The 18249-nt window shown below is 58.6% G+C and carries 19 protein-coding genes; 9 read left to right on the forward strand and 10 right to left on the reverse strand.

Annotation, left to right across the window (positions count from 1 at the left end; translation table 11 throughout):
• Positions 1-16 precede the first annotated feature (16 nt).
• Both nirD and nirB read right to left on the reverse strand, forming a co-directional pair.
• A complete protein-coding gene (nirD, locus tag ABVR31_RS01575; RefSeq protein WP_372771732.1) occupies positions 17-343 on the reverse strand; it encodes a nitrite reductase small subunit NirD in 327 nt (108 codons plus the stop codon).
• Positions 340-2880, reverse strand: a complete 2541-nt coding sequence (nirB, locus tag ABVR31_RS01580; RefSeq protein ID WP_372771733.1) for a nitrite reductase large subunit NirB — start codon at positions 2878-2880, stop codon at positions 340-342. Before nirB ends, nirD begins: the two co-directional genes overlap by 4 nt.
• 235 nt (positions 2881-3115) lie before the next feature.
• Between nirB and ABVR31_RS01585 the strand changes: the two genes are divergently transcribed.
• Positions 3116-4399 (forward strand): cytosine deaminase, encoded by a 1284-nt coding sequence (locus ABVR31_RS01585; RefSeq protein ID WP_058759296.1) that lies wholly within the window; start codon positions 3116-3118, stop codon positions 4397-4399.
• 48 nt (positions 4400-4447) lie between these two features.
• Here the strand turns inward: ABVR31_RS01585 and tsgA are convergent, their stop codons facing one another.
• Positions 4448-5626 carry an MFS transporter TsgA gene (tsgA, locus tag ABVR31_RS01590; RefSeq protein ID WP_021507434.1) on the reverse strand — a complete coding sequence of 393 codons (1179 nt, stop codon included), beginning with the start codon at positions 5624-5626 and terminating at the stop codon, positions 4448-4450.
• A gap of 261 nt (positions 5627-5887) precedes the next feature.
• Between tsgA and ppiA the strand changes: the two genes are divergently transcribed.
• From ppiA to ABVR31_RS01605, 3 genes are all read left to right on the forward strand, one after another.
• A complete protein-coding gene (gene ppiA, locus ABVR31_RS01595; RefSeq protein WP_021507435.1) occupies positions 5888-6460 on the forward strand; it encodes a peptidylprolyl isomerase A in 573 nt (190 codons plus the stop codon).
• Between the two features lie 100 nt (positions 6461-6560).
• Positions 6561-6731, forward strand: coding sequence for a YhfG family protein (locus ABVR31_RS01600; RefSeq protein ID WP_021507436.1), 171 nt, complete (start codon positions 6561-6563; stop codon positions 6729-6731).
• Positions 6721-7323, forward strand: coding sequence for a putative adenosine monophosphate-protein transferase Fic (locus tag ABVR31_RS01605; protein WP_222951541.1), 603 nt, complete (start codon positions 6721-6723; stop codon positions 7321-7323). Before ABVR31_RS01600 ends, ABVR31_RS01605 begins: the two co-directional genes overlap by 11 nt.
• On the opposite strand, the gene ABVR31_RS01610 is transcribed toward ABVR31_RS01605, so the two are convergent.
• Positions 7315-7641, reverse strand: a complete 327-nt coding sequence (locus tag ABVR31_RS01610; protein ID WP_222951542.1) for a DNA-binding transcriptional regulator — start codon at positions 7639-7641, stop codon at positions 7315-7317. The genes ABVR31_RS01605 and ABVR31_RS01610 overlap by 9 nt on opposite strands.
• Before the next feature lie 154 nt (positions 7642-7795).
• On the opposite strand from ABVR31_RS01610, the gene ABVR31_RS01615 reads away from it, so the two are divergent.
• Together ABVR31_RS01615 and ABVR31_RS01620 are read left to right on the forward strand one after the other, a co-directional pair.
• Positions 7796-8371 carry an aminodeoxychorismate synthase component II gene (locus ABVR31_RS01615; RefSeq protein ID WP_222951543.1) on the forward strand — a complete coding sequence of 192 codons (576 nt, stop codon included), beginning with the start codon at positions 7796-7798 and terminating at the stop codon, positions 8369-8371.
• A gap of 87 nt (positions 8372-8458) precedes the next feature.
• Complete coding sequence (locus ABVR31_RS01620) at positions 8459-9676, forward strand: aspartate aminotransferase family protein (RefSeq protein WP_058759292.1); 1218 nt, start codon at positions 8459-8461, stop codon at positions 9674-9676.
• On the opposite strand, the gene ABVR31_RS01625 is transcribed toward ABVR31_RS01620, so the two are convergent.
• On the reverse strand, positions 9673-11748 hold the full coding sequence (locus tag ABVR31_RS01625; RefSeq protein WP_021507439.1) for a YccS/YhfK family putative transporter: 2076 nt from the start codon (positions 11746-11748) through the stop codon (positions 9673-9675). The genes ABVR31_RS01620 and ABVR31_RS01625 overlap by 4 nt on opposite strands.
• Positions 11749-11806: 58 nt before the next feature.
• On the reverse strand, positions 11807-12439 hold the full coding sequence (gene crp, locus ABVR31_RS01630) for a cAMP-activated global transcriptional regulator CRP (protein WP_000242755.1): 633 nt from the start codon (positions 12437-12439) through the stop codon (positions 11807-11809).
• A gap of 304 nt (positions 12440-12743) precedes the next feature.
• Between crp and ABVR31_RS01635 the strand changes: the two genes are divergently transcribed.
• Entirely contained in the window at positions 12744-13148 is a 405-nt protein-coding gene (locus ABVR31_RS01635; protein ID WP_021507440.1) for an OsmC family protein, read from the forward strand.
• 70 nt (positions 13149-13218) lie between these two features.
• Here ABVR31_RS01635 and ABVR31_RS01640 read toward each other — a convergent pair whose 3' ends face one another.
• The 3 genes from ABVR31_RS01640 to ABVR31_RS01650 all read right to left on the reverse strand — a co-directional run bounded on the left by ABVR31_RS01640 (position 13219) and on the right by ABVR31_RS01650 (position 15387).
• Entirely contained in the window at positions 13219-14088 is an 870-nt protein-coding gene (locus ABVR31_RS01640; RefSeq protein ID WP_021507441.1) for a phosphoribulokinase, read from the reverse strand.
• A gap of 61 nt (positions 14089-14149) precedes the next feature.
• Positions 14150-14368 carry a YheU family protein gene (locus ABVR31_RS01645; RefSeq protein WP_021507442.1) on the reverse strand — a complete coding sequence of 73 codons (219 nt, stop codon included), beginning with the start codon at positions 14366-14368 and terminating at the stop codon, positions 14150-14152.
• A 2-nt stretch (positions 14369-14370) separates the two neighbouring features.
• Entirely contained in the window at positions 14371-15387 is a 1017-nt protein-coding gene (locus ABVR31_RS01650) for a hydrolase (RefSeq protein ID WP_058759291.1), read from the reverse strand.
• 60 nt (positions 15388-15447) lie between these two features.
• Here ABVR31_RS01650 and ABVR31_RS01655 point away from each other — a divergent pair, with 60 nt between their 5' ends.
• Positions 15448-16050: a LysE family translocator gene (locus ABVR31_RS01655; RefSeq protein WP_031279689.1), complete on the forward strand. Its 603-nt coding sequence runs from the start codon at positions 15448-15450 to the stop codon at positions 16048-16050.
• A 1-nt stretch (position 16051) separates the two neighbouring features.
• Here the strand turns inward: ABVR31_RS01655 and ABVR31_RS01660 are convergent, their stop codons facing one another.
• Positions 16052-17032 (reverse strand): LacI family DNA-binding transcriptional regulator, encoded by a 981-nt coding sequence (locus ABVR31_RS01660; RefSeq protein WP_021507445.1) that lies wholly within the window; start codon positions 17030-17032, stop codon positions 16052-16054.
• A 235-nt stretch (positions 17033-17267) separates the two neighbouring features.
• On the opposite strand from ABVR31_RS01660, the gene tauA reads away from it, so the two are divergent.
• Positions 17268-18248, forward strand: coding sequence for a taurine ABC transporter substrate-binding protein (tauA, locus tag ABVR31_RS01665; protein ID WP_040679688.1), 981 nt, complete (start codon positions 17268-17270; stop codon positions 18246-18248).
• Position 18249 lies beyond the last annotated feature (1 nt).

Raw genomic sequence — 18249 nt, forward strand, 5'->3', positions numbered from 1 at the left:
AAGTGTAGGAATTCTGTCAGGCGCAGACTTCGACCTGGCCGTTGCTGACGCGCACCGCATAGCTCGCCACCGAGCGGCTTTCATCTTCCAGACAAACGCCATCGCTCAGGCGAAAACGCTGTTTTTTCAGCGGGCTGGCGACCCACAGCGTGTGCTGGTGTTCGGCGATCAGGCCGCGCGATAACACGCTGGCCTCAGCAAACGGGTCGATGTTGCTCAGGGCGTACAGCTGCGCATCGTCGCGCAGGCGAAAGATGGCGATCTGCTGGCCGTTAACCAGCGCGCACACGCCGGTAGCGGGCAGGATTTGTGTGAGTTCACATACGGTGTACCACTGGCTCATGCGTCAGCCTCCTCGATCAGGGTAATCGCGATGCGCTCCGCCGGACGCGCCGGGCGATGCTGCTCGCGTTCACTGACGTGCTGCACCAGCGGGTCGCGCTGCGGGCTGTTAATAAACGTGGCGAAGTGCGCCTGCTGCTGCGGGTCGTTAACCGTGGCGGTCCATTCACAGCGGACGTCAGCGCGCAGACGCGTCAGCTCCTGCTCCAGCTGCGCGTTAAGGCCGAGCCGATCGTCGATAATCACGCTGCGCAGATAGTCGATGCCGCCGTCCATGCTCTCCAGCCACAGCGAAGTGCGCTGCAGGCGGTCGCCGGTGCGGATGTAAAACATCATGAAGCGGTCGAGATACTGCAGCAGCGTGTCGCGGTCGAGGTCAGCCGCCAGCAGATCGGCGTGGCGCGGTTTCATGCCGCCGTTGCCGCACACGTACAGGTTCCAGCCTTTTTCGGTGGCGATGACGCCGACATCTTTGCCCTGCGCTTCGGCGCATTCACGGGTACAGCCAGAGACGCCAAACTTCATCTTGTGCGGCGTGCGGATGCCTTTGTAGCGATTTTCCAGCTCAATGCCGAAGCCGAGGCTGTCGCCAACGCCATAGCGGCACCAGCTGCTGCCGACGCAGGTTTTCGCCATGCGCAGCGCTTTGGCATAAGCCTGTCCGGTTTCAAAGCCGGCGGCAATCAGCTGTGACCAGATCGCCGGCAGGTCGTCGCGCTGCGCCCCGAACAGGCCGATGCGCTGTGAGCCGGTGATTTTGGTGTAAAGATTGTATTGCCGCGCCACTTCGCCCAGCGTCATCAGCCCCTGCGGCGTGATTTCACCGCCGGCGGTGCGCGGAATCACCGAGTAGGTGCCATCTTTCTGGATGTTGCCGAGATAGAGATCGTTGCTGTCTTGCAGCGGCGTATGCTGCGGCTTGAGGATGTATTCGTTCCAGCAGGAGGCCAGCAGCGATCCGACGGTCGGTTTACACACTTCACAGCCGTAACCCTGGCCATACTTCGCCAGCAGCGCGTCAAACGACTTGATCTCCTCCACGCGGATCAGGTGATACAGCTCCTGGCGCGAATAGGCGAAATGCTCGCACAGGTGATGATTGACTTCGATGCCCTGACGGCTCAGCTCAGCGTTCAGCACTTGCGTAATCAACGGGATACAGCCGCCGCAGCCGGTACCGGCGCGGGTTTCGGCTTTCAGCGCCGCCACGGTGTGGCAACCCGCCTGCACCGCGTTAACGATATCGCCTTTGCTGACGTCAAAGCAGGAGCAGATCTGCGCGCTGTCCGGCAGCGAATCGACGCCCAGCGCCGGTTTTTCGCCGCTGCCCGCCGGCAGAATCAGCAGCGCCGGGTTTTCCGGTAAGGCGATGTGATTGAGCGCCAGCTGCAGCAGATTGCCGTAGTCGCTGGTGTCGCCCACCAGCACCGCGCCGAGCAGAGTTTTGTTGTCTTCGCTGACGATCAGGCGCTTATACACGTGCTGCTGTTCATCGAGCCAGATGTAACTGCGCGCGCCCGGCGTGCGGCCATGTGCATCGCCAATGCCGCCGACATCCACGCCCAGCAGCTTGAGTTTGGCGCTCATATCGGCTCCGGCAAAGACGCTGTCACGCCCGACCAGCGCATCGCTGGCGACCTGCGCCATTTTGTAGCCCGGCGCCACCAGACCGTAAATCCGATCCTGCCAGGCGGCGCATTCCCCAATCGCGTAGATCGCCGCATCGCTGGTCTGGCAGCGATCGTTGATGGCAACGCCACCGCGCTGGCCGAGCGCCAGGCCGCACTGTTGCGCCAGCTTATCCTGCGGGCGAATGCCGGTGGAGAACACGATAAAGTCGACGTCGAGCGCGCTGCCATCGGCGAACGCCAGCGTTTTACCGCCTTTAGCGTGATGCACAATCTGCCGGGTATTTTTGCCGGTATGGACCTGCACGCCCATCTGTTCGATCTTACGCCGCAGCTGTTCGCCGCCCTGTGTATCCAGCTGTTCCGCCATCAGCACCGGCGCATATTCAATCACGTGCGTTTCAATGCCGAGATTTTTCAGCGCGCCCGCCGCTTCCAGTCCGAGCAGACCGCCGCCAATCACCGCACCGCGTTTGCTGCGGCGCGCGCAGGCTTCAATGGCGTTGAGATCTTCGATGGTGCGATAGACAAAGCAGTCGCTGCCCTCCGCGCCGGCGATCGGCGGGATCCACGGATAAGAACCGGTGGCCAGAATCAGCGTGTCGTAATGCACCGCACGACCGGTGTTGGAGTGAATCAGCTTTTCCTCACGGTTGAGGGTAATGGCGCGCTCGCCGAGCAGCAGATTGACCTGATGCTTTTCGTAGTAGCCTTCGCGCACCAGTGAGAGTTCTTCGGCGGTGTGGTGGGAAAAATAGGCGGAGAGATGGACGCGGTCATAGGCGACGCGGGGCTCTTCACAGAAAACGGTTATCGCGAACTGCTCAGGGGCGGCTTTGTCGATCAGTTCTTCGATAAAGCGGTGGCCAACCATGCCGTTGCCAATAATAACGACACTGTGCTTGCTCATGCTTGCCTCAAAATTTGCGGGATCTGCGCCTACCTTAGCGCGCTGTTTCTGGCGCTTATTGACGTACATCAACTGCGGCTTTATATACCCATTTAGAGGTATGTTGCTGATTTTACGCGTTTTTATCTAAGTCTTTTATTTGGTTGAAAATTACCCAATGGCGGCAGAAAAGTTGCCAGCGGCGCGGCCGTTTTTCGTGCTAGCTTAAGATGTTGCGTTTTCAGCGGAGAAGGATATGACCCAGCAAGCGTTTAAGTGGATAAACAACCTGCGCCTGGCAGGCCAACCGGGTTTATGGCAGATCGAAATTCGCCACGGCAACATCAGCGCCATTATTCCGCAGCCGCCGCACGCGGCCGCCCAGCCGGATGCGCTGGATGCCGCCGGTGGCCTGGCGAGCGCGCCGTTTATCGAGCCGCATATTCATCTCGACACCACGCAAACCGCTGGCGAACCGGCGTGGAATCAGTCCGGCACGCTGTTTGAAGGCATTGAGCGCTGGGCTGAACGCAAGGCACTGCTCAGCCATGAGGATGTGAAGCAGCGCGCGCGGCAGACGCTGAAGTGGCAAATTGCCAACGGCATTCAGCACGTGCGTACCCACGTGGATGTGTCCGATCCCACGCTGACCGCCTTAACCGCGATGCTGGAGGTGAAAGCGGAGATGGCGCCGTGGATCGATATCCAGATCGTGGCCTTTCCGCAGGAGGGCATTCTCTCTTATCCCAACGGCGAAGCGCTGCTGGAAGAGGCGCTGCGCCTCGGTGCTGACGTGGTGGGCGCGATCCCGCATTATGAATTTACCCGCGAATATGGCGTCGAATCGCTGCACAAGGCGTTTGCGCTGGCGCAGCGCTATGACCGGCTGGTGGACGTGCACTGTGACGAGATTGATGATGAGCAGTCACGCTTTGTCGAAACCGTGGCGGCGCTGGCGCACCGCGAGGGCATGGGCGCGCGCGTCACCGCCAGCCACACCACGGCGATGCATTCGTACAATAACGCCTATACCTCGCGGCTGTTCCGCCTGCTGAAGCTGTCGCAGATTAACTTTGTCGCCAATCCGCTGGTGAATATTCATCTGCAGGGACGCTTTGACAGCTACCCGAAACGGCGCGGCGTGACGCGGGTGAAAGAGCTGCTGGAGGCGGGTATCAACGTCTGCTTCGGCCATGATGATGTGTTCGATCCCTGGTATCCGCTCGGCACCGCCAGCATGCTGCAGGTGCTGCACATGGGGCTGCACGTCTGTCAGTTGATGGGCTATGAGCAGATCGACAGCGGTCTGCAACTCATCACGCACAACAGTGCCAAAACCATGCAGCTGGCGGATTATGGCGTGCAGGTGGGCAACGCGGCCAGCCTGATTATTTTGCCTGCTGATAACGGGTTCGATGCGCTGCGCCGTCAGGTGCCGGTGCGCTATTCGCTGCGTAAGGGCGTGCTGGTGGCGGCCACACAGCCGGCAAGCAGTGAAATTTATCTCGGCGCTACCGAAGCGGTGACGTTCCGGCGTTAAGGGAGCGGGAAGGGGAATAGCGGCGCGAGGCTTCGCGCCGCTCGGGGATCAGGCGGTCTGGTGAGCGTGCTGGCGATGTTTGGTGACAAAGCCGAGCAGCACACACATCACGAACACCACCGCGTACAGCGCGTTCGCGGTGGACAGCGCCGCGTGGGCACCGCCTTTCGCCACGATCGGGCCGGTGACCACGAAGGTCAGCATGGTGCCGACGGTGCCGCAGGTGAGGATGAAGTTCACCAGCTTCGGCGATGACGCTTTGGTCTGCAGCGAGCCCAGCGTGATGATGGTGGTGTAAATGGCGCTGGAGAAGAAGCCAAGCGACATAATGATCCAGTGCAGCATGCTGGCATCGGTGGTTTTCACGAACCAGAACATCAGGCCGGTGGCCAGCAGCGCCAGCACCACCAGAATGCGTTGCAGGTCGAAGAAGCGCAGCAGGAAGCTGAACGCCCACATGCCGACCATATAGGCGGTCCAGAAGTTACCGACCAGCTGACCGGCGGCGGCGATATCCATGCCCATTGATTTGGTGGCGTATTCCGGCACCCAGGAGATGAAGCCGAGCTGGCCGAGGATGTAGCACAGTGCCGCGATCGACAGGAACAGCACGCCGATGCCCCACTTCTCTTTTTCGCCGCCCTGCACCGCGGCTTCGCTCTTCAGTACCGGGAACTCGACCATCAGCGTCAGGATGAAGATCGCCACGTAGATCACGCCAATGCAGGCGTAAACCCAGTACCACGGCAGCGCGCGCGCCAGCAGAATGCCCGCGATAATCGGGAAGATGGTGCCCGCCATGCTAAAGAACGAGTCGGTAAATAGCAGACGGGAACCGCGCTGGCGACCATCGTACAGATGGGTAATCAGGAAGGTGCCGATCGACATGGTGATACCGCTGACCACGCCGAGCACGAACATGCACAGCGAGAACACCGTGAGGTTATGGCTGGTCATCAGCCCGGCCACGGCGAGGATCATCAGCACAAAGCCAAAGATCAGCTGGCGCTTGAGTGGCACAATCACCATCAGCCAGGCGTTCAGGAACACCGCCGCCAGAATACCAGCGTTAAGGAAAGTGAAGGTGTTGCTCATCTCGGAGATGGGCAGCTGGAAATACTGGGCAATATTATCCAGCACCATACCGGTAACGATCACCAGTGCGCCGGTGAGCGCATAGGAGAAAAAGCTGATCCAGGTAAGGCCAATGCGATTACGGTTTGTCATGTTCTGAACCTGTGATGCGCCGACGTGGCAAAAAGTGTCATGAATTGTAAATGGATCTGTGATCGTAATAAACAAGCAGTGAAACGTGCGAGAAATATTTCATTAATAGTGTGATTTTCGTCACGCAAATGATTGCGCGATGGGAAAAGTATGACGATAGCAACATCAGCGTAAATATAGGTAAAACGCTGGCTCTTGTATTACATGCTCTTTACAATCAATCTCGTTTTTGAGCTTGCTCTCCAAGGTAAGGAATCTTTCATGCTTAAACGTACTTTGACAGCGGCGGTTGCCCTGTTAGCGCTCTCTTCTGTATCTGCTTCGGCTCTGGCGGCGAAAGGGGATACGCACGTGCTGCTCACCACCTCTGCGGGCAATATCGAACTTGAACTGGATAATCAGAAAGCCCCGGTTTCAGTAAAAAACTTTGTGGATTACGTGAATAACGGCTTCTACAACAACACCATTTTCCATCGTGTGATCCCGGGTTTCATGATTCAGGGCGGCGGCTTCACGGCGGATATGCAGCAGAAGCAGACCAACGCGCCGATCAAAAACGAAGCGGATAACGGCCTGCGCAACCTGCGTGGCACCATTTCCATGGCGCGTACCGCTGAGAAAGACAGTGCGACCAGCCAGTTCTTCCTGAACGTGGCGGACAACGCTTTTCTTGACCATGGCCAGCGCGACTTCGGCTATGCGGTGTTTGGTAAAGTGGTGAAAGGCATGGATGTGATCGACAAGATCGCCCAGGTGCCGACCAAAGATGTCGGGCCATACCAGAATGTGCCGTCAAAACCGATTGTTATCACTTCCGCGAAAGTCCTGCCGTAATCCCTCTGCGCGCCACCTCTGGGTGGCGCCGTCTGCCGCGCTCCGGCAAAGCTGAAATTTGCTCTTATACTTAGGGCACATCCTGCTTGCCGGAGGCGCTATGAGCAGCAAACTCACCGAAAAACAGAAAATCACGTTGTGGCAGCAAACCCGTGCGGCCAATTATCAGGCCAGCTGCAAACTGGCCGGTTACACGCTGAATGAACCTGCCGTCGAGAGCGCCCAGGCGGATGATCGTCTGGCATCGCTGAGGAGGCAATATGGCGGATAACAGCCTGGCGGTGCGCGATCCCTATTTGTGGCACAACGATGACGTGCTGAAAAACCTGCTGGAAATTCACGACGTGGCGCAATTGCGTAAAGCCGAGCTGGCATTCAGCGCGGCGCGGCTGGCCACGCTGGCGCTCGGACCGGCCACGCCTGGCCTGCCGCACCTGCGTCATATTCACCGCACGCTGTTTCAGGATATCTACAGCTGGGCCGGTGAACTGCGTACCATCGACATCTGGCGCGACGACACGCCCTATTGCCACTGTGAGTACATCGAGAACGAGGGCAATGCGCTGATGAGCGCACTGGAGGAGGAAGAGGGACTGTGCGACCTCGACCCGCAGACCTTCGTGGCACGCATCGCGCATTACTACTGTGAAATCTACGTCCTGCATCCGTTCCGTGCCGGTAACGGGCGGGCACAGCGCATCTTTTTCGAACAGCTGGCGCTGCACGCGGGCTATCTGCTGAACTGGGATACGCTGGAGCCTGAAAGCTGGCACCAGGCCATCGTCGCCGGCGTCGGCGGCGATCTCGCGCCGCTCAATGCGCAGTTTGCGAAAGTGGTGAGGCCGGCCTCACCGCTAAAGTAATATTTCCAGCCCGTGCTTTTGCACGATGTGGAGCAATTTGAGTGAAATGCCGCCCGGGCGTTTTACTCCGCTCTCCCATTTCTGCACCGTGGAAACGCTGGTGTTGAGGTAGCGGGCAAAAACGGGCTGACTCACGTTAAGGTTTTCGCGCAGCGCTTTGATATCTCCGGCCTCCAGCGCTTTAACCTCTTCCAGACAGCATTGGTCAAAATCCCGCATGCTCTGTTTATTCAGGGCTCCGGCTTCAAACAGGCCTGTTGCTGCACTGTGAATTGCCTCCAGGGCTGGGCTTTTTATTTTTTGCATGTGTATTGTCATCACAGCTCCGTTAGATCTAGCACCTGGTGCGAGAGTAATCAGATTCTTTTTTGACAGCTAGCGGGGATTGAGGTCGAAGGTGGTAACATTGCTTTTTTGCGACCTTTCTTGCTTGTCGCCCACCGACAGCACCCACTCAATTCATCTGTAATGTATGCTGCTGCTAATTGATAACTACGACTCCTTTACCTGGAATATCTACCAGTACTTCTGTGAACTGGGCGCGCAGGTGCGCGTGGTGCGCAACGATGCGATGACGCTGGAAGAGATGACGGCGCTGCCGCTGAGTCATCTGGTGATCTCGCCGGGCCCCTGCACGCCGGATCAGTCCGGCATTTCGCTCGAAGCCATTCGCCACTTTGCCGGACGGTTGCCGGTTCTCGGGGTATGCCTGGGCCATCAGGCCATCGCCCAGGCCTACGGTGCGCAGGTGGTGCGCGCGCGCAAGGTGATGCATGGCAAAACCTCTGCGGTGCAGCACACCGGCCAGGGCGTGTTCCGCAACCTGAATAATCCGCTAACCGTCACGCGCTATCACTCGCTGATTGTGGCGCGCGACACGCTGCCGCCTGAGTTTGAAGTCACCGCCTGGAGCCTGCGCGACGGCGTTGCCGATGAGATCATGGGCTTCCGCCATCGTACGCTGCCGCTCGAGGGCGTGCAGTTCCATCCGGAGAGCATTCTCAGCGAGCAGGGGCATCAGCTGCTGGCGAATTTCCTCAATACGTAACTTCCGTTTGCCATTGCATGATTTTTTATGCATATTTTGTGATTATAATTTCACATCAGCTCAACAAATAACCCGATGAGGTCATCAATGGCAGCGGAAAATCTAGCGGTAAGCCGGGAAACGTTCGATAACGTTATTTTGCCTGTTTATGCACCTGCGCAGTTTGTGCCGGTCAAAGGCAAAGGCAGCCGCGTATGGGATCAGCAGGGCAAAGAGTATATCGACTTCTCCGGTGGTATCGCGGTCACTGCGCTTGGCCATTGTCATCCGGCGCTGGTGGAAACGCTGAAAAGCCAGGGCGAAACCCTGTGGCACACCAGTAACGTGTTCACCAATGAGCCGGCGCTGCGCCTCGCCAGTAAACTGATCGCGGCGACCTTCGCCGAGCGGGTATTCTTCGGTAACTCCGGTGCCGAAGCGAACGAAGCGGCGTTCAAACTGGCGCGCTACTACGCCTGCAAAAAGCACAGCCCGTTCAAAAGCAAAATTATCGCTTTCCACAACGCCTTCCACGGCCGCACGCTGTTCACCGTCTCGGTGGGCGGTCAGCCAAAATACTCCGATGGCTTTGGCCCGAAGCCGGCGGATATCGTCCATGTGCCGTTTAACGATCTGGCCGCGGTGAAGGCGGTAATTGACGACCACACCTGCGCGATTGTGGTGGAGCCGATTCAGGGGGAAGGCGGCGTGATGCCGGCAACGCCGGAATTCATGCAGGGATTGCGTGCGCTGTGCGATCAGCACAACGCGCTGCTGGTGCTGGATGAAGTGCAGAGCGGCATGGGCCGCAGCGGTAAGCTGTTTGCTTACGAACACTATGGTATCAAGCCAGATATCATCACCACCGCTAAAGCGCTGGGCGGCGGTTTCCCGGTGAGCGCGATGCTGACCACTCATGAAATCGCCTCGGTGATGGCGCCGGGCGTGCACGGCACCACCTACGGCGGCAACCCGCTGGCCTGTGCGATTGCCGAAACCGCGCTGGATATCATCAATACGCCCGAGGTACTGAATGGTGTCGACGCGCGTCGTGAGCAGTTTGTCTCGGCGCTGCAGAAGATCAATCAGCAGTTCGATATCTTCAGTGAAATTCGGGGCAAAGGGCTGCTGCTGGGTGCCGTACTCAACGCGCAGCACGCCAGCAAAGCGCGCGATATCCTCAACGCTTCCGCCGCTGAAGGTCTGATGGTACTGACCGCCGGCAGCGATGTGATTCGCTTTGTGCCGTCGCTGGTGATTGAGCCAACCGATATCGCAGAAGGCATGGCGCGCTTCGCCCGGGCGATCGCGAAAGTCCTGAACTAACCTTTCGGCTTCAGCACGCTGAGCCAGCGGCCGTGATGCGGGCGCTGGCTCCACGCCAGTGAAGAAATGGTGTGCATCACATTGAGGTGCTGCAGAATGCGCTTCACATGCTGTTCGACAATCGTCACCGGCCCCTCATTCAGATTCTCCGGCGCTTCCAGAATATTGCTGTCGTTGCCCGGCCCGTCGTAAGCCAGCCGCTGCTGACAGCGCTGCAGCGCGATTTCACAGGACTGCAAATAGCGCTCCGCCAGCTTTGGCGTCAGCATGGTGTGCTCGCGCGCCAGAATGGTCATGGCGTTGATGTGCTCGACGATAAACTGGCTGTGAGTCACCCACAGGCGCATATCTTTCAGATACTGGAAGTTAAAGCCCGGCTCGGTGGACGCCTGGTTGAGCGAGTTAAACAGCGCGTTGTGCGCCTGGTTAACCTTGACGCGCTGATACGCCAGCTTCTCCGGCGCCTGCTCCGGACCGAGCAGCAGGCGCAGCGCCTCCTGATACGCTTCCAGCGCGTCGTGCGCGTTATTGCGCAGCAGCCCGCTCTGCCATTGCGGCCATAGCCAGATCATGCCGGCGAAGGCAATCAGGCAGCCCATCAGCGTATCCATCATGCGCGGCAGCAGAAACTGCGCGCCGTTCAGCGACAGCAGCTGCAGCGAATACACCGCCGTTACGGTAAAGCCAATCATCGACCAGCCATAATATTTACGCGTGATCAGATAGCTGGCGAGCGTGATGACCAGCATGGTCAGCAGGGCAATCGACTCCGGAACAGCAAAGCGCAGCGACGCCGCGGCGATCAGCAAGCCGGCGAAGGTGCCGAGCGCGCGGTGCTGAATGCGCACGCGCGTGGCGCTGTAGCCGTTCTGGCTGACAAACATGATGGTCATCAGAATCCAGTAGGGCTTGGGAATATTGAAGAACAGCGCCAGCGCGCTGCCGAACATCAGCATCACGGCGAAGCGCGCCGCCGTCCGCAGCGCGGCAGATTTTAGCGACAGGTAGCTGCGCAGCGCCGGCAACAGCGGCAGGCGGCGCTGGCGATCGGCCATCAGGTCGCGGGTATACAGCGGCTTCTGCGTGCGCAGCACGCGCGCAATGCGGCTGAAATGGTAGAGGCAGAAATTACCGACCGGATTATCCGGGTGCTGCCGGGCAATTTTCTCCAGCGCGCCGAGCGGCTTCTCCATGTGGAAGCGTTCCGGCAGCTGGTGATAGAGAATGGCATCGGCCAGCACGCGCAGCCGTGCCGAAATGATTTTCGCGTTCCAGCGGATCACCGCCTCGGCATGGCTTTGCTCCACCAGCTTTTGCACCTCTTCCGGCTGGTGCAGGCTGACCGAGATATGCTCCTGCAGATCGAGCGCGACCTGGAAAGCGCGCGTCAGTCGTTTATGACTGTTATCACGGCTGGCGGACAGCATATGCATCTGCTGATAACAGGTGGTGATCAGATCGACCGCTTTCTGCTGACGCGCCAGTAATGGTGGCAGCGCTTTTTCCGGATCGGTCAGCTGCGTCAGCAAGGTGTATTTGGCGTCGCAGTAATCGGCCAGCTCGCGGTACAGCAGGCTGAGGGTCTCGCGCATCGGCTGCTCTTTCCACAGCCAGAACCAGAACCAGTTAAACAGCCCGTACCACAGCGTCCCGCCGATATACAGCAGCGGCGGGACCCACATTGGCATACGGCCGACGAGGCTTAAGGTAAAGATGGCGGCGATCAGCGTGCCGGGCAGTAAACGACCATGCAGCGGGCTGATTTCACCGGTCACGCCCACCAGCAGCGGCAACACCAGCAGAATCAGCGGCAGCGGCACAGCGTAAGCCGTGAGGTACTGAATCAGAAAACTGCCGCTGGCGAACAGTGCGCCGCCGACAATCAGCCGTTTGAAGAACCGCTTGTGTGGCGTATCCAGACCGGCGATGTTGCAGCAGGCCGGCACCAGGGAGAACAGCAGCCCTTTTTGCAGATCGCCAAACAGCCAGCCGAGCGCCACAGGCAGGCACAGCACCAGCGTTTGCCGCAGCGCATAGTTAACTTCCGGATGATAGATGATTCGACGCCACATCAGCTCATCGTAAACAGAAACGGCGCGATGTTGCCATCACGCCGTGGGTGAGAAGAAATCAGCGGGTGCCGTAAACGACGATGGTTTTGCCGTGTGCGGAGATCAGGTTCTGATCTTCCAGCATTTTCAGGATACGACCCACGGTTTCGCGTGAGCAGCCCACGATCTGACCAATCTCCTGACGGGTGATTTTAATCTGCATACCGTCCGGGTGGGTCATGGCATCAGGCTGTTTCGCCAGGTTGAGCAGCGTTTGCGCGATACGGCCGGTCACATCGAGGAAGGCAAGGTTGCCGACTTTTTCAGATGTTACCTGCAGGCGACGCGCCATCTGCGCCGACAGGCGCATTAAAATATCCGGATTGACCTGAATCAGCTGACGGAATTTTTTGTAGGAAATTTCAGCCACTTCGCAGGCGGTTTTCGCACGTACCCAGGCGCTACGCTCCTGGCCCTCTTCAAACAGGCCGAGCTCACCGATGAAATCCCCCTGATTGAGGTAGGAGAGAATCATCTCTTTGCCTTCTTCATCTTTAATCAGTACCGCGACGGAACCTTTCACGATGTAGTACAGCGTTTCCGCTTTCTCACCCTGATGGATGAGGGTGCTTTTGGATGGATATTTGTGAATATGGCAATGGGACAGGAACCATTCGAGTGTAGGGTCTGTTTGCGGTTTGCCGAGAACCATTCGCTATTATCCTCTGTTGTAATCGTGCCCAAAATACAGGGGGCAGTTTTCCCTGTCAGGCGGTGAAATCGTCCAGCGTTTCCCGTGAGGGACAGTTATTCGGGGGTGGATTCGTAAGCGATGCTTTTGATTCGTCCCGCTTTCGTCTTTCGTGACGAAAATATTTTCAGCACTGTTTGTAGCATAGCTTTTGCAACCTGTCTCCTGTTGTCTCGCTTCAGCAGGTGGGGGATGCGTCTGCATTGCTGTTTGTCAGGTGAAAGCGTACTCTGGCGGCAAAACCGCCGCTTCAGGAGAAAGAATAATGCAGGCACGAGTGAAATGGGTGGAAGGGCTGACCTTTCTCGGAGAATCCTCATCCGGTCATCAGGTATTAATGGACGGCAATTCCGGTGATAAAGCGCCCAGCCCGATGGAGATGGTGTTGATGGCTGCGGGCGGCTGCAGCGCGATTGACGTGGTGTCGATTCTGCAAAAGGGGCGCAACGATGTCGCCGATTGTGAAGTCAAACTGACCTCGGAACGCCGCGAAGAAGCGCCACGCATTTTTACGCATATCAATCTGCATTTTATTGTCAGCGGCAAAGCGCTGAGCGATAAAGCGGTGGCGCGCGCGGTGGATCTGTCCGCGGAGAAGTACTGTTCGGTGGCGATCATGCTGGGCAAGGGCGTCGAGATAACGCACAGCTACGAAGTGGTGGAGCTGTAATCCAGCCGGGAGCGCGGGCCTGCGCTCCCGATCTCAGCTCCTCCCGCCGACACTGGCGCGTTAGCCTGCGCTATTCAATGCGTTTTCCTTCAATCAACCGCTGCACCAGCGGCGTCATGATCAACTCCATCGCCAGTCCCATCTTGCCGCCCGGCACCACCAGCGTATTCATGTGGGAAATAAACGAGCCCTGGATCATCGCCAGTAAATAAGGAAAAGCGATGCCCTCCAGGCCGCGAAAATGGATCACCACAAAGCTCTCATCCAGCGACGGGATCTCACGCGCGGCAAACGGGTTCGAGGTATCCACGGTCGGCACGCGCTGGAAGTTGAGGTGCGTGCGGGAAAACTGCGGCGTGATGTAGTTGATGTAGTCTTCCATCGAACGCACCACCGAATCCATCACCGCTTCGCGCGAATGGCCGCGCTCGCTGGTGTCGCGCACCAGTTTCTGAATCCACTCCAGATTAACAATCGGTACCACGCCAACCAGCAGATCGACATGTTCCGCCACGTTATGCTGCTGCGTCACCACGCCGCCGTGCAGGCCTTCATAGAACAGCACATCGGTGTTTTCCGGCAGAGGCTGCCAGGGCGTAAAGGTGCCCGGCACCTGATTCCACGGCACCGCTTCATCGTAGGTGTGCAGATATTTGCGCGACTGGCCGAGTCCGCTCTGACCATAGTCGCGGAAAGTCTGCTCCAGCAGGCCGAAGTCGTTGGCTTCCGGACCAAAGTAGCTGATGTGACGCCCGAGGTCGCGCGCCTTACGAATCGCCATGTCCATTTCCGGACGGGTATAGCGATGGAAACTGTCGCCTTCTACTTCCGCCGCGTGCAGATCCAGCTGCTGGAAAATTTTACGGAAGGCGAGACTGGTGGTGGTGGTTCCGGCGCCGCTGGAACCGGTAACGGCTATGACTGGATGCCTGGCTGACATAACAGCGCTCCCTGTGAAGTCCGGCGATGAGCATTGTTACCACGAATTGTCGCCTGACGCATTAGCCGCGAAATTCACGCCGCGGCATAATATTGACCGATTCATGCAATTCTGACCACACCAGTACCACCTCGCCCTGCTCGAGCTGGCGGCGCACGTCGGCCACTTTCTGCGTCAGGCTGCGCTCCTGCTCGCCATAATCGGTGCCTTCACGCAGCACAAAACTTTCTATCAGGTTTTCCAGCGTTGTCGGGTCGAGTTCTTGCCAGGGAATAATCACAATTACATATCCAGATAAGTTGAGAGCCAGTCCGGCACGCGCTGCTCCAGCCACATTTTGGGTCGCAGCAGGCTGCCGCCCACGAAGCCGACGTGACCGCCTTGCTGCGTCAGCTGATACTCAATTGTGGCAGACAACTGCTGCGGCTGCGGGATCACCGCATCGGTCATGAAGGGATCGTCTTTGGCATGGATGATCAGCAGCGGCTTGCGCACGCCGGTCAGCAATGGCATGGCGCTGGCGCGCTGATAATAGTCGCGCGCATCAATAAAACCGTGGGCGCGGGCGGTAATCGCATCATCAAACTCACGCAGCCGGCGGAAGGCGCGCAGCTGCGTCAGATCGACCGGCAGCGTGCCCGGCCAGGCGCGCAGTTTGCGCGTGGCGTTTTTCTTCAGCTGGGTCAGCAGGTAGTGTTGATAAAAGCGTGAAAAGCCCACGTCCAGCTTCTGGCTGCATGGCTCCAGCGCCAGCGGCGCGGAGATGGCGACCGCGGCATCCAGCGGGGCCGACGTACCCTGCAGCCCCAGCAGACAGGCCAGCATATTGCCGCCAAGCGAAACGCCGACCGCCGCCGTCGGCACCGTGCCCCATTCGCGCTGCAGCCAGTGCAGAAAATAGGTCGCATCTTCAGTTTCACCGGAGTGATAGATGCGCTGCAGACGGTTAGGCTCGCCGCTGCAGCCGCGGAAGTGCATGATCACCGCCAGCCAGCCGCGCGCCTGACACGCCTGCATCAGCCCATGGGCATACGGGCTGCGGAAACTGCCTTCCAGCCCGTGGAACAGCACCATGCGCGGCTTGTGACGTGCCTGTGCCGGATCTTCGCTCCACGCCAGATCGACGAAGTCGCCGTCCGGCAGATCGAGGCGCTGCCAGTGCGGGCGCAGCGTGACGCGCCGGCGCAGCAGGCGCGGCAGCAGCGTTTGCAGATGCGCATTGCCGAAGCCGCGCAGCGGGGTAAAGCGCTCGCCGCTCGGGCGATCAAAATAGCCTGGGATAGTACTTGTCTGATGCATAACTCGCTGATAGCTTCGATGGGTTGTTCGCTTTTCTGGGTGAGGAGCACCCGAATATACATGGAACTGAGTCTTTTTTTATCAATGCTGGGCTTTCTCTGGGTCGCGGCCATCACGCCAGGGCCCAATAATATGTTACTTACCGCCTCAGGTGCTAATTTTGGCTTCCTGCGCACCTTTCCACTGCTGATTGGTATCATGATTGGCATGCAGGTGATGTTGCTGATGGTGGCGTTTGGCATCGGCAGCCTGATTCTGCTCTATCCCTCACTGCATCTGGTACTGAAAGTGGCCGGTAGCCTCTATCTGCTGTGGCTGGCGTGGAAAATTGCCACCGCCGAATACGAAACGCTGGAAACCGACGATGCCAGCGTGAAGCAGATGCCTTTCTGGCAGGGCGGGTTACTGCAACTGATCAACCCGAAAGCCTGGCTGATGGCGCTGGGTGCGGTCGCCAGCTTCAGCCTTGCCGGCAGCGCCTATCTGCATTCCGTGGTGGCGATCAGCATCGGCATGGCGCTGGTGAACGTGGTTTCCGGCGTGATCTGGATGGGTTTTGGCTCGCTGATTGGCCGCCTGCTGCGCAGCCCGCGCGCGTGGAAAATCTTCAACCTCGCCATGGGTGCGCTGACCGCAGCCTGCGTGCTGTTGATCTGGCATTGAGTCAGCTGGAGGCGCGCTCAATGCGCGTCCACGGCAGCACTTCATGCACCACTGCCGCCTGGCGCTGACGGATGCGCGCCAGCAGCAGCTGCACGCTGCGCGCACCCATCTGGTTCATCGGCTGGGCAATGGTGGTCAGCGGCGGGTTGATGCTACTGGTGAACGGAATGCCGTCAAAGCCGACCACCGCCAGATCCTCTGGCACGCGCAGTCCGGCCTCCAGAGCAGCGTGAATCACGCCAACCGCCAGCACGTCTGATACCGCAAACACCGCGTCCGGCCGCTCTGGCTGTGTTAGCAGTTCGCGCAGCGCCGCGCTGCCCGCTTCGCAGGAGATGTCGCTGGCGTAAGCGACGCCGTGCCAGTCAAGCCCCAGCTGCGTGATGGCATCGCGATAGCCGCTTTCTCGCTGGTGCGAATAGAGATAGCGCATATCACAGTTGACCAGCGCAATGCGCTGACGCCCTTTGCCAGCCAGATAATGCACCGTGTCATAGGCCGCCTGACGGTTATCGATGGTGACGCTGGAGGCGTTCACCGAGGGATCGTACTCCGCACACTGCACCCACGGCGCATCACCAATTAACTCTTTCAGTCCCTGCAAGCAGGCCGCGGCGTCCATGGTGATCACCCCATCCACCACTTTGCCGGCCAGCAGCGCCAGATAGGCGGTTTCCCGCCGCAGCTGTGAGGCGGAATTACATAACAGGATGTGATAGCCGTGCGCTTCGGCCTCCGCCTCGATGCCCTGCACCACCCGTGAACAGAACGGATTGGTGATATCGGAAATCAGCACCAGCAACATGTTGCTTTGCGCGGTACGCAGCTGGCGCGCCAGCAGGTTGGGCTGGTATTCGCACACATTAATGGCGGCCAGCACCCGTTTACGCGTATCTGGCCGGACGCCAGGATGCTGGTTTAACACCCGTGAAACCGTGGCTTTCGACACGCCCGCGAGGCGCGCAACTTTCTCAATCGACATGGAGGCCAGTACCGCTGTAAAAGGGGGAAAAAATCAAGACGAGATCAATACCACAGTCGGCATGTGAGCGCCTGACATATTTCTTCCACACCAGCGGTTTTGTATTTGCACTTTTTGCATAGCGTTACCCGATGTTGATCTAAGAACCGATTTTTATTAGGGATAATTTTTAATTCCTTTATGAAATCATTGCTGCTGGCGACACTGCCGTCACGACTCAACATTGGGGTGCATGATGATGGCAGTAACCAAAACAATAAGCGCGGTAGCAGCCGCGTTAGCGCTGATGACTTTTCAGGCGCAGGCGGTCAATGTGACCGTGGCTTATCAGACGTCGGCGGAACCGGCCAAAGTGGCGCAGGCTGACAATACCTTTGCCAAAGAGAGCGGTGCCACGGTTGACTGGCGCAAATTCGACAGCGGCGCCAGCGTCCTGCGTGCGTTAGCCTCGGGCGATGTGCAAATTGGCAACATTGGTTCCAGCCCGCTGGCGGTGGCCGCCACGCAGCAGCTGCCGATTGAAGCTTTCCTGCTGGCTTCACAGCTGGGCAATTCTGAAGCGCTGGTGGTGAAAAAAGGCATCAGCTCGCCCAAAGATTTGATCGGCAAACGCATTGCCGTTCCCTTCATCTCCACCACCCATTACAGCCTGCTGGCCGCGCTGAAACACTGGGGCATCAAACCGACCCAGGTGCAACTGGTTAATCTGCAGCCGCCGGCGATCATTGCTGCCTGGCAGCGCGGTGATATCGACGGCGCCTATGTCTGGGCGCCCGCCGTCAATGAACTGGAGAAAGACGGCAAGGTGCTGACCGACTCGTCGCAGGTCGGGCAGTGGGGCTCACCGACGCTCGACGTCTGGGTGGTGCGCAAGGATTTTGCCCGGCAGCATCCTGAAGTAGTCACCGCTTTCGCCCGTAGCGCGATTGCCGCGCAGCAGGCTTATATCGCCAACCCGGAACAGTGGCTGCAGCAACCGGATAACCTCAGTAAGCTGTCGCGCCTGAGCGGCGTGCCGGAAAGTGACGTCCCCGGACTGGTGAAAGGCAATACCTACCTGACGGCGCAGCAGCAGGTGGAACAGCTGGGCAAACCGGTCAACAAGGCGATTGTCGATACCGCACAGTTTCTGAAAGAGCAGGGCAAAGTGCCGGATGCCGCCAGTGACTACAGCAGCTTTGTCACCACGCGCTTTGTTGCCCCCTTAGCCAAATAAC

It is taken from the genome of Pantoea sp. WEP (assembly GCF_041678305.1).
Classification (GTDB): domain Bacteria; phylum Pseudomonadota; class Gammaproteobacteria; order Enterobacterales; family Enterobacteriaceae; genus Pantoea; species Pantoea dispersa.

Bases quoted from the DNA above. Each gene is read 5' to 3' on its own strand.
- ABVR31_RS01610 (WP_222951542.1), bottom strand. From the start codon at position 7,641: ATGACAATACACATGCAAAAAATAAAAAGCCCAGCCCTGGAGGCAATT.
- tsgA (WP_021507434.1), bottom strand. From the start codon at position 5,626: ATGACAAACCGTAATCGCATTGGCCTTACCTGGATCAGCTTTTTCTCC.
- nirB (WP_372771733.1), bottom strand. From the start codon at position 2,880: ATGAGCAAGCACAGTGTCGTTATTATTGGCAACGGCATGGTTGGCCAC.
- ABVR31_RS01615 (WP_222951543.1), top strand. From the start codon at position 7,796: ATGCTGCTGCTAATTGATAACTACGACTCCTTTACCTGGAATATCTAC.
- ABVR31_RS01660 (WP_021507445.1), bottom strand. From the start codon at position 17,032: ATGTCGATTGAGAAAGTTGCGCGCCTCGCGGGCGTGTCGAAAGCCACG.
- crp (WP_000242755.1), bottom strand. From the start codon at position 12,439: ATGGTTCTCGGCAAACCGCAAACAGACCCTACACTCGAATGGTTCCTG.
- ABVR31_RS01640 (WP_021507441.1), bottom strand. From the start codon at position 14,088: ATGTCAGCCAGGCATCCAGTCATAGCCGTTACCGGTTCCAGCGGCGCC.
- ABVR31_RS01635 (WP_021507440.1), top strand. From the start codon at position 12,744: ATGCAGGCACGAGTGAAATGGGTGGAAGGGCTGACCTTTCTCGGAGAA.
- ABVR31_RS01620 (WP_058759292.1), top strand. From the start codon at position 8,459: ATGGCAGCGGAAAATCTAGCGGTAAGCCGGGAAACGTTCGATAACGTT.
- ABVR31_RS01650 (WP_058759291.1), bottom strand. From the start codon at position 15,387: ATGCATCAGACAAGTACTATCCCAGGCTATTTTGATCGCCCGAGCGGC.
- nirD (WP_372771732.1), bottom strand. From the start codon at position 343: ATGAGCCAGTGGTACACCGTATGTGAACTCACACAAATCCTGCCCGCT.
- ABVR31_RS01625 (WP_021507439.1), bottom strand. From the start codon at position 11,748: ATGTGGCGTCGAATCATCTATCATCCGGAAGTTAACTATGCGCTGCGG.
- ABVR31_RS01600 (WP_021507436.1), top strand. From the start codon at position 6,561: ATGAGCAGCAAACTCACCGAAAAACAGAAAATCACGTTGTGGCAGCAA.
- ABVR31_RS01655 (WP_031279689.1), top strand. From the start codon at position 15,448: ATGGAACTGAGTCTTTTTTTATCAATGCTGGGCTTTCTCTGGGTCGCG.
- tauA (WP_040679688.1), top strand. From the start codon at position 17,268: ATGATGGCAGTAACCAAAACAATAAGCGCGGTAGCAGCCGCGTTAGCG.
- ABVR31_RS01605 (WP_222951541.1), top strand. From the start codon at position 6,721: ATGGCGGATAACAGCCTGGCGGTGCGCGATCCCTATTTGTGGCACAAC.
- ppiA (WP_021507435.1), top strand. From the start codon at position 5,888: ATGCTTAAACGTACTTTGACAGCGGCGGTTGCCCTGTTAGCGCTCTCT.
- ABVR31_RS01585 (WP_058759296.1), top strand. From the start codon at position 3,116: ATGACCCAGCAAGCGTTTAAGTGGATAAACAACCTGCGCCTGGCAGGC.